Source organism: Pokkaliibacter sp. MBI-7 (assembly GCF_029846635.1).
In the GTDB taxonomy this organism is placed as follows: domain Bacteria; phylum Pseudomonadota; class Gammaproteobacteria; order Pseudomonadales; family Balneatricaceae; genus Pokkaliibacter.
Window position 1 is genome coordinate 701,044 of the sequence record NZ_JARVTG010000001.1, and the last position, 8,957, is coordinate 710,000.

At 52.1% G+C, this 8,957-nt stretch carries 9 protein-coding genes, 1 tRNA gene and 2 rRNA genes (1 of these 12 running past the window's edge); 1 reads left to right on the forward strand and 11 read right to left on the reverse strand.

Annotation, left to right across the window (positions count from 1 at the left end; translation table 11 throughout):
- Positions 1–3 precede the first annotated feature (3 nt).
- The 3 genes from QCD60_RS03155 to QCD60_RS03165 form a co-directional block, all read right to left on the reverse strand.
- The gene (locus QCD60_RS03155) at positions 4–1,044 is read right to left on the reverse strand and encodes a COX15/CtaA family protein (protein WP_279782341.1); all 1,041 of its coding nucleotides are present in this window, start codon (positions 1,042–1,044) and stop codon (positions 4–6) included.
- A gap of 80 nt (positions 1,045–1,124) precedes the next feature.
- Positions 1,125–1,535, reverse strand: coding sequence for a hypothetical protein (locus QCD60_RS03160; RefSeq protein ID WP_279782343.1), 411 nt, complete (start codon positions 1,533–1,535; stop codon positions 1,125–1,127).
- A 56-nt stretch (positions 1,536–1,591) separates the two neighbouring features.
- Complete coding sequence (locus tag QCD60_RS03165) at positions 1,592–2,350, reverse strand: SURF1 family protein (protein ID WP_279782344.1); 759 nt, start codon at positions 2,348–2,350, stop codon at positions 1,592–1,594.
- Positions 2,351–2,386: 36 nt separating this feature from the next.
- On the opposite strand from QCD60_RS03165, the gene QCD60_RS03170 reads away from it, so the two are divergent.
- Positions 2,387–2,599, forward strand: coding sequence for a twin transmembrane helix small protein (locus tag QCD60_RS03170; RefSeq protein ID WP_104155008.1), 213 nt, complete (start codon positions 2,387–2,389; stop codon positions 2,597–2,599).
- A gap of 28 nt (positions 2,600–2,627) precedes the next feature.
- Here the strand turns inward: QCD60_RS03170 and QCD60_RS03175 are convergent, their stop codons facing one another.
- From QCD60_RS03175 to QCD60_RS03210, 8 genes are all read right to left on the reverse strand, one after another.
- Positions 2,628–3,491 (reverse strand): cytochrome c oxidase subunit 3, encoded by an 864-nt coding sequence (locus QCD60_RS03175; RefSeq protein ID WP_279782345.1) that lies wholly within the window; start codon positions 3,489–3,491, stop codon positions 2,628–2,630.
- A 95-nt stretch (positions 3,492–3,586) separates the two neighbouring features.
- On the reverse strand, positions 3,587–4,126 hold the full coding sequence (locus QCD60_RS03180) for a cytochrome c oxidase assembly protein (RefSeq protein WP_279782347.1): 540 nt from the start codon (positions 4,124–4,126) through the stop codon (positions 3,587–3,589).
- 3 nt (positions 4,127–4,129) lie between these two features.
- Positions 4,130–5,719: a cytochrome c oxidase subunit I gene (gene ctaD, locus QCD60_RS03185; RefSeq protein WP_104155010.1), complete on the reverse strand. Its 1,590-nt coding sequence runs from the start codon at positions 5,717–5,719 to the stop codon at positions 4,130–4,132.
- A gap of 12 nt (positions 5,720–5,731) precedes the next feature.
- Entirely contained in the window at positions 5,732–6,874 is a 1,143-nt protein-coding gene (gene coxB / locus QCD60_RS03190) for a cytochrome c oxidase subunit II (protein ID WP_279782349.1), read from the reverse strand.
- Between the two features lie 144 nt (positions 6,875–7,018).
- Positions 7,019–7,219 carry a DUF2970 domain-containing protein gene (locus QCD60_RS03195; protein WP_279782351.1) on the reverse strand — a complete coding sequence of 67 codons (201 nt, stop codon included), beginning with the start codon at positions 7,217–7,219 and terminating at the stop codon, positions 7,019–7,021.
- 99 nt (positions 7,220–7,318) lie between these two features.
- Positions 7,319–7,394 (reverse strand) — tRNA-Thr (locus QCD60_RS03200).
- Positions 7,395–7,404: 10 nt separating this feature from the next.
- Positions 7,405–7,520, reverse strand: a 5S ribosomal RNA gene (gene rrf, locus QCD60_RS03205).
- Positions 7,521–7,698: 178 nt separating this feature from the next.
- A 23S ribosomal RNA gene (locus QCD60_RS03210) occupies positions 7,699–8,957 on the reverse strand (it continues 1,619 nt past the right edge of the window).

An 8,957-nucleotide genomic window follows, 5' to 3' on the forward strand; every position in this document is an offset into this window, starting at 1 on the left:
CCCCTATAACTGGCGTAGACGGTAGAGGTGATAAAGCACTGACACCAGCGTCAGCATCAACAGGGCCGCCCCGGTGTTATGAGCCAGTGCAAGAAAAATCGGGAACTGCCAGAACACATTGGCGACCCCCAGACACACCTGCATCACCAGCATCGCCCCGAGTGTGACTGCCATAGCCTGCACCCTTGCCTGCCATAGCAACACCACCAGGACAATGACACTACCGCTGACAAGCAGCGCTCCCACTCGGTGCAGCACATGTATTGCCACACGACCGGGCCCTGTCAGCTGGCCTCCCAGATAGTTGGGCCCCACATGCTGCAGCACATTCATCCCGTGGCCAATGTCCATCGTGGCTGGCCACCATTGCTGTTGACAGGTAGGAAAATCAGGGCAGGCCATGGCGGCATAATTGGAGCTGGTCCACCCTCCAAGGGCGACCTGTATGATCAGCATGAACAAGGCGGCCCAGGCGAGGCCACGTAACCAGCGCAGCGAAATATCCGACTCCAGCAGCGGCGAGGCCACCTGTGCAGACAGGGCAGTTCTGACATGCATCAGCGTACGAAGCCGCAATAACAGTAGAAATAGCAACGTCAGTAACGAGACGCCTCCAAGCAGGTGCATTGTCACTACCTGGGGCCAAAGTTTGAGTGTCACCGTCCACATGCCAAACATCGCCTGCAGCAGCACCATGCAAAGTAGTATCAGGCTGTGCCAGCGTGGGTAACGTGGATCATTACGAGACAAACCGACCGCCGCCAGATAGCAAATCAGTACTCCTAAGCCACCTGCGGCATAGCGATGAACCATTTCTGCCCAGCCTTTGGCCGACTCGACAGGCACGCCCGGGAAACGCTCGGCAGCCAGCACCATGTGCTCATAGCTGTGCGGAACAATGGCGAAGCCATAACACCCAGGCCAGTCAGGGCACCCCAGCCCGGCATCTGACAAACGGGTATAGGCGCCGAGTGCAACGACAATAGACGCCAGCACCACAGCCAACCAGCAGGCTCGATACGGGATGACTTGTTTCGCGGTCATCGGCCACCTCCATCACTCATTATGGTTATGAATGGAGAGTTGCAGAGCAGTTAGTACCGGGTCCGAATAGCAGAATCCCGCTAACCGATGTTTGAAGCTGCCAACAGTTTCTTCAGATCTTTCAAAATATCCTTGGCTGGCTGCTCCTTCTGGTACACCAAAATCAAGTTACCCAGCGGGTCGACAACAAAGCAAGTCGGCTCCCCGCTAACACCAAGCTGGTATTCCGGATAGATAGAGAGATACGGATCTGCCTGCCAGCTGACCTGACCAAGCCAGACCCTGCGCACCCGACTGGCATCCTTGCCAAGCGCCATATGCATACGGGTTAACACATCCAGCCGCTGACGACACTCACTGCTGCACTGCTCAGGTAACACCATGACCAGAGACCAGTGTCCCATCCACTCCGACTTTTCTGCGCCTCCCCGCCACCATTGATCAATGGTGAGAGGAGACGTCAGCAGCTGCCCATTGGCAACTGTATGCACTGGCCGCCAACCGCTCAAAAACAGTGCCCAGGCCATGACCACCGGGGCAAACCCTATCAGTAAGAGGATGAAGAGTTTACTTCTGCCGCGCGCTGCCTGCAGGTCTGCTTTATACGTCGTAGAAACAGCCATAGCGCATAACTCCACGTCATTGTTGTTAATCCCCACCACTGCCAGGCATAAGCGCGGTGAGTGGCAGACGACATTGCCGATATCTTCCAATGCGCCTGAAACATACCTGGCTGGCTGTCTTCAACCCTCAGCTCAACCGGCAGCAGGGAGACTCCCAGTGCAGCTCCCAGCTTGTCACCATCTACCCACGGCAGGCGAACGCCCTGCAGTCCACTGCTCACATCAGGGTAATCCCCCAGCTCCAGACCCGGTCGGCTAAACGGGTAAACCCTGGCACTTATTGCAACGTGCCCTGCAGGCACGACTACGCTTGGGAGTGTGTTACGTTCCGACCAGGCTAACCACCCCCTGTTGACCAGTACATAACGACCATCATTCAGCCGCATCACCCCAAGCACATCCAGACCGGGCCGACCATTGAGCAACTGGTTGTCAATGAAAGCGACGGCGTATGGCATCAACTCCCCTTCTACCCTTACCTGTCGACCCAGCCACTGATCGGCGCCCTGCCAGTCAGTCTTAAGGGTCTCAAACGACATGATCGGCAAAGTCAGTGTGTGCTCCCACAACAACTTCTGCTCAGCCCGATGCCATTGCCATCTCCCCAGAGCCACACCTGCAGCACCTAATAGCAGCAACCCTAATAGCCACAGGTTAAGTCTCCTATCCCCGGCTATACTCATGCTCTATCACCCCAGGATCGTAACGAGGTAGCAGCCATGTTCCTGAAGTCTCTTATTATCCTGCTGGTAGTGCTCATGCTGATCAGTCTGGGTAGCGGCCTGTACTTTCTGATGGTTGATCAGGGTAAGGCTCATCAAAAGCGCCTGCTGACCTCCCTTACATTACGCGTCACGCTTGCAGCCCTGCTTCTGCTGCTTATCTTTTATGGCTTCTACACCGGCCAGTTGCATAGTCAGGCGCCGTGGTAACCACAAGCAGACTCACTTTACTTTGGCTTCAGAGCACATAGACAAAGATAAACAACCCCAGCCACACGACATCGACAAAGTGCCAGTACCAGGCACTGGCCTCGAAGCCAAAGTGACGTCGTGCAGAGAAATGGCCACGCAGAATCCGGCTCAGCATCACGATGAGGATGATGGTCCCCAACGTGACATGCATCCCGTGAAACCCGGTAAGAATGAAGAACGTGGCACCATAGACTCCGGCATGCAGGGTCAACCCCATCTGGGTATAGGCTTCGTGATACTCGTAGCCCTGTACAATCAGGAACGATACCCCCAGGGCTACGGTGACAAACATCCAGGCAATGACCACCGCACGATGGCCTTTTTTCAAGGCATGGTGAGCAATCGTCAATGTGATACTGGAAGACACCAGCAGCAGGGTATTGATGAAGGGCAGGTGCCAGGGGTCGACAGTTTCCTCAGGGCCCGGGAAGCGGGCACTGTCAGGGGGTGACATGACTGGCCAGCTAGCCTCGAAAGCAGGCCACAGCATATGGGATATCCCTTTCGCTCCTTCTCCAGCCAGCCACGGCACAGAAAAGTGGCGAATATAAAACAGGGCGCCGAAAAAGGCGGCAAAGAACATCACTTCCGAAAAGATGAACCAGCCCATGCCTAACCGGAATGAACGATCAACCTGATCGTTATCAAGCAGGCCTGCCTGATTCTCTCTGATCACTTCGCCAAACCAGCCGACGAACAGATAGGCAATCGCCCCCAGACCAATAATCAGAAGCAGTGGCTGGCCGTGAATAATGGTGTGTGCGGTACCCGCAGCGAGGAAAAACAGGGCAAAGGCAGCGACTATGGGCCAGTGACTTTGCTCAGGAACGTAGTAGTGCTGGTGATTCATATCCAAGCCCTCCGGTCAGCATGAGCTGCTGGCCTGTTGAAGTCATCCCGGCTTGTAAAGGTCATCCTGACTGATTGTTTTACATCTCTTTCAAACTAGTTGGCTCTGGCCGCTAGTTTGGTTACATCGAATAGGGTATAGCCCAGCGTAATGGTATGAATGTAGTCCGGTAGCTCTGGGTCAACATAGAAAATGACTGGCATATCCAGCGACTCTCTGGCAGCCAAGTGCTGCTGGTTAAAGCAAAAGCACTGAATCTTGTGAAAATACTGTGCGGCCTCTGCCGGGCTGATACTGGGTATAGCTTGGGCACTCATTGGATGGTCTGTGACATTTCTCACCCTAAATACCGCCCGGCTGTCCGCTCCGGGGTGAATCTCCATTTCTGTACTCAGAGGCTGAAATGTCCACGGCATGTTGGCATTATTCTGGGTAACAAATTGGATATTGATACTGCGAGACAAATCAACCTTTGCCGATACAGGCATTGCCAGAGGGCTGGTGTTCACCTTACCGTTCAATCCCGTCACCCGGCAAAACACGTCATACAACGGCACCAACGCAAAGCCGAAACCAAACATGGCTACCGGCAGTAACACCAGCCATACAAGAGACCGCTGAGTGCGGGCATCCACCAGTCAGTCCTCAAACTTCGGAGGAACAGTGAAGCTGTGATAAGGCGCGGGTGATGGCAGCGTCCATTCCAGACCTTCAGCTCCCTCCCATGGGCACGCTGGCGCTTTCTCACCCGTCAATATGCACTTCACTACGATATAAAGAAAAAACAATTGAGCTGTACCAAATATGAAAGCACCTATAGAAGAAATCATATTGAAGTCAGCAAATTGCAGTGCATAGTCTGGTATACGCCTTGGCATTCCAGCCAGCCCCACGAAATGCATAGGAAAGAACGTCAGATTCAAGCCAACGAAAGACCACCAGAAATGAATCTTGCCCAGCTTCTCGTCATACATTCGGCCACACCATTTAGGTAGCCAGAAGTAGGCAGCAGCAATAATGGAGAATATTGCACCTGGCACCAATACATAATGAAAATGCGCTACAACAAAATAGGTGTCCTGATATTGAAAGTCTGCAGGTGAAATAGCCAGCATCAGTCCAGAAAAACCACCGATAGTAAATAACACAATAAATGCGATAGCGAACAGCATTGGCGTTTCAAATGTCAGGGAACCACGGAACATAGTGCTAATCCAGTTGAATACTTTCACCCCGGTGGGCACGGCGATCATCATGGTCGCGTACATGAAGAACAATTCACCCGCCAGAGGCAATCCCACGGTAAACATATGGTGGGCCCATACCATGAAAGACAGAATAGCAATTGAGGCAGTGGCATAAACCATCGAGGAATAGCCAAATAGCCGCTTGCGACTGAAGGCAGGAACAATATGAGAAATAATTCCGAACGCGGGCAATATCATTATATAAACTTCGGGATGCCCGAAGAACCAGAACAAATGCTGGAAGAGTACCGGGTCGCCACCACCCGCTGCACTGAAATAGCTGGTGCCAAAGTTGATATCCATGAGCATCATCGTCACCACGCCAGCCAGTACTGGCATGGCAGCAAGCAATAAGAAAGCGGTAATTAACCAGGTCCATACAAACAGCGGCATTTTCATCAAGGTCATCCCCGGCGCACGCATGTTGATGATGGTAGCAATGACATTGATTGCCCCCATGATCGATGACAGACCCATCAGGTGAATGGAGAATATGAAGAACGTCACACTGGGCGGCGCATACTGAGTAGAAAGAGGTGCATAGAATGTCCAGCCGAAGTTTGGCCCTCCCCCATCCATAAACAACGTCAACAGCAGCAGTCCGAACGCAAAGGGCAAGATCCAGAAGCTCAGGTTATTCATCCTTGGCAACGCCATGTCAGGCGCACCGATCATCATGGGAATCAGCCAGTTGGCCAGTCCGACAAAGGCAGGCATTACCGCACCGAAAACCATGATCAGACCATGCATGGTCGTCATCTGATTAAAGAAGCCTGGCTGGACTAATTGCAGTCCCGGTTGGAACAACTCTGCCCGAATGACCATTGCCATTGAGCCACCGATAAGGAACATGGCAAACGCCAGCCACAGATACATCGTGCCAATATCTTTGTGGTTAGTTGTATAAACCCAGCGGGTGAAGCCTTTAGCTGGACCATGATGGGCGTCGTGATCAGTACTGTGTTCGCTCGCTACATCCATGATGGCCTCCTGTTATTGTTTGTCCAACACGGCTTGAATGGCTTGCGGTAATACGGTATCGCCGGTGTTATTGTCCCAGGCGTTCCGCTCATATGTTATGACTGCTGCCAGCTCTGTTGTACTGAGCTGCTGGGCAAAGGCCTGCATTGCCGTACCCGGTCGTCCATGCAGAACAATGTTGATATGCTCCTGCACATTCCCAGTGGCTACCGGGCTTCCCTTCAGTGCAGGGAACACCGAGGGGATTCCCATTCCGGTCGGCTGATGGCACGCTGCGCAGATTCGGGCATAAACCTTTTCCCCCTCTGTCATCAGCTCATCATGACTCCATTCTTTTGTTGCCGAGGCAGCAGCAGCTTGCTTTGCAGCCTCCTTCTCTGCCTGCTTGTTAGCAACCCAAGCGCTGTACTCCTGCTCTGACTTTGCTTCGACCACAATAGGCATAAAACCATGGTCTTTACCGCAAAGTTCAGCACATTGCCCACGGTAAGTACCCGGCCGTTCGATCTTGGTCCAGGCTTCGTTAATAAACCCGGGAATGGCATCTCTTTTGACTGCCAGATCAGGTACCCACCAAGAGTGGATAACATCATTAGAGGTCACCAGAAAGCGCACCTTTTTACCTACAGGTAATACCAGTGGCTGATCCACTTCTAATAGATAGTTGGTATCTTTAGGTGCTTCATTTTTAATCTGATCTGCTGGAGTGGATAAAGTAGAAAAGAATTCAATATCGTCGTTGACGTATTTGTAATGCCACTTCCATTGATAACCCGTTATTTGGATATCAACATCAGCATCAGAAGTATCGTACATTTTTATTAACGTCGCCGTGGCAGGTACCGCCATAGCAACAAGAATCACTAATGGAATTAGCGTCCAAATAATTTCTACCAGGGCATTTTCATGAAACTGAGCCGCTTTCGCGCCTCTGGATTTACGATGATGAAAAATAGACCAGAACATCACACCAAACACAATTACAGCAATCGCAACACATATCCAGAATATAGTCATGTGAAGGCTGTGAACTGCGTGGCTGACCTCTGTTACTCCGACAGGCATGTTGTACTTCAAGTCAGCTGATACCTGAGGTACAACAAGGTAAAGAGCAATAAAGAGCCAATAGCCCTTCGTAAGATTGAGCTCCACCATATGTCACCTACTCTGATCTTGTTCTTGTTATAAACAGGCGCAGGCTAGCGTCCGTTGAACTAGCAACGGCGACCACAACATTCAGCTCAGTGCTAGTATTTTTGGAGTATAGACAGTGATCAATAGTTGTCCAATTTCTATACATCAGCCAGATGCAAGAACAACATGGACTATCAGAACCAGCGCAATAACCAGTATCAAGGCCAGAACAACACCAGCAATAATGAATGGCCAAGGGCTATCGGAGGCAAAGTCTCTCTGACGACGATGCTCATTCTGCACGCCGAGAAATGCGGAGAGCACACTCCGGACAATGCGCCACCAGTCCAGCAGCGTCTGCTTCATGTTTCACCTCCTGAGAGCTGACTGCAGATTACTGGTAGAAGTGTAGTCGGAGTAGAAAAAGAAAAAGCCCCTGATTTTCATCAGGGGCTTCATTCTATATGGAGCTCATGAGCAGACTCGAACTGCCGACCTCACCCTTACCAAGGGTGTGCTCTACCAACTGAGCTACATGAGCGTAATTAGATGCCTGGCGATGACCTACTCTCACATGGGGAACCCCCACACTACCATCGGCGCTGACGCGTTTCACTTCTGAGTTCGGGATGGAATCAGGTGGTTCCACGTCGCTATGGTCACCAGGCAATTCTGGCTGAGTCTCTCGGACTTACTTCCTCTGCTCGCTCACTCTACGTGTGCTCACAGCCGCCGGTTTACTCAAATAAGGGTGGCTCTAATTTGATTATTCGCATCTTCATGCGCTTGCGACGATCACAAAATCTCTTCGTCTATCCAGTGCTTAACCAAGTCTCTTAGCTTATATGGCCAAGCCGCACGGGCAATTAGTATGGGTTAGCTCAATGCCTCACAGCACTTACACACCCCACCTATCAACCTTGTGGTCTTCAAGGGCCCTTCAGAGGATTCAAGATCCAGGGAGATCTCATCTTGAGGGGGGCTTCCCGCTTAGATGCTTTCAGCGGTTATCCCGTCCGAACATAGCTACCGGGCAATGCGATTGGCATCACAACCCGAACACCAGCGGTTCGTCCATTCCGGTCCTCTCGTACTAGGAACAGCTCCTCTCAAATCTCCAACGTCCACGGCAGATAGGGACCGAACTGTCTCACGACGTTCTAAACCCAGCTCGCGTACCACTTTAAATGGCGAACAGCCATACCCTTGGGACCGGCTTCAGCCCCAGGATGTGATGAGCCGACATCGAGGTGCCAAACACCGCCGTCGATGTGAACTCTTGGGCGGTATCAGCCTGTTATCCCCGGAGTACCTTTTATCCGTTGAGCGATGGCCCTTCCATTCAGAACCACCGGATCACTAGCACCTACTTTCGTACCTGCTCGACCTGTCCGTCTCGCAGTTAAGCACCCTTCTACGCTTGCACTCATTGGCTGATTTCCGACCAGCCTGAGGGTACCTTCGCGCTCCTCCGTTACTCTTTGGGAGGAGACCGCCCCAGTCAAACTGCCCACCACACACTGTCCTCGACCCGGATCACGGGCCTGAGTTAGAACCTCAATGGTGTCAGGGTGGTATTTCAAGGTTGGCTCCACAGAAACTGGCGTCTCTGCTTCTAAGCCTCCCACCTATCCTACACAAACAACATCAAAGTCCAGTGTGAAGCTACAGTAAAGGTTCACGGGGTCTTTCCGTCTAGCCGCGGATACGCTGCATCTTCACAGCGAGTTCAATTTCACTGAGTCTCGGGTGGAGACAGTGCCGCCATCATTACGCCATTCGTGCAGGTCGGAACTTACCCGACAAGGAATTTCGCTACCTTAGGACCGTTATAGTTACGGCCGCCGTTTACCGGGGCTTCGATCAAGAGCTTCGCTTGCGCTAACCCCATCAATTAACCTTCCGGCACCGGGCAGGCGTCACACCCTATACGTCCACTTTCGTGTTTGCAGAGTGCTGTGTTTTTAATAAACAGTTGCAGCGGCCTGGTATCTTCGACTGCCAGCAGCTTACGGAGCGAGTCCTTCACCACCGGCAGCGCACCTTCTCCCGAAGTTACGGTGCCATTTTGCCTAGTTCCTTCACCCGAGTTCTCTCAAGCGCC

Bases quoted from the DNA above. Each gene is read 5' to 3' on its own strand.
- QCD60_RS03155 (WP_279782341.1), bottom strand. From the start codon at position 1,044: ATGACCGCGAAACAAGTCATCCCGTATCGAGCCTGCTGGTTGGCTGTG.
- QCD60_RS03170 (WP_104155008.1), top strand. From the start codon at position 2,387: ATGTTCCTGAAGTCTCTTATTATCCTGCTGGTAGTGCTCATGCTGATC.
- ctaD (WP_104155010.1), bottom strand. From the start codon at position 5,719: ATGGATGTAGCGAGCGAACACAGTACTGATCACGACGCCCATCATGGT.
- coxB (WP_279782349.1), bottom strand. From the start codon at position 6,874: ATGGTGGAGCTCAATCTTACGAAGGGCTATTGGCTCTTTATTGCTCTT.
- QCD60_RS03175 (WP_279782345.1), bottom strand. From the start codon at position 3,491: ATGAATCACCAGCACTACTACGTTCCTGAGCAAAGTCACTGGCCCATA.
- QCD60_RS03165 (WP_279782344.1), bottom strand. From the start codon at position 2,350: ATGAGTATAGCCGGGGATAGGAGACTTAACCTGTGGCTATTAGGGTTG.
- QCD60_RS03195 (WP_279782351.1), bottom strand. From the start codon at position 7,219: ATGAAGCAGACGCTGCTGGACTGGTGGCGCATTGTCCGGAGTGTGCTC.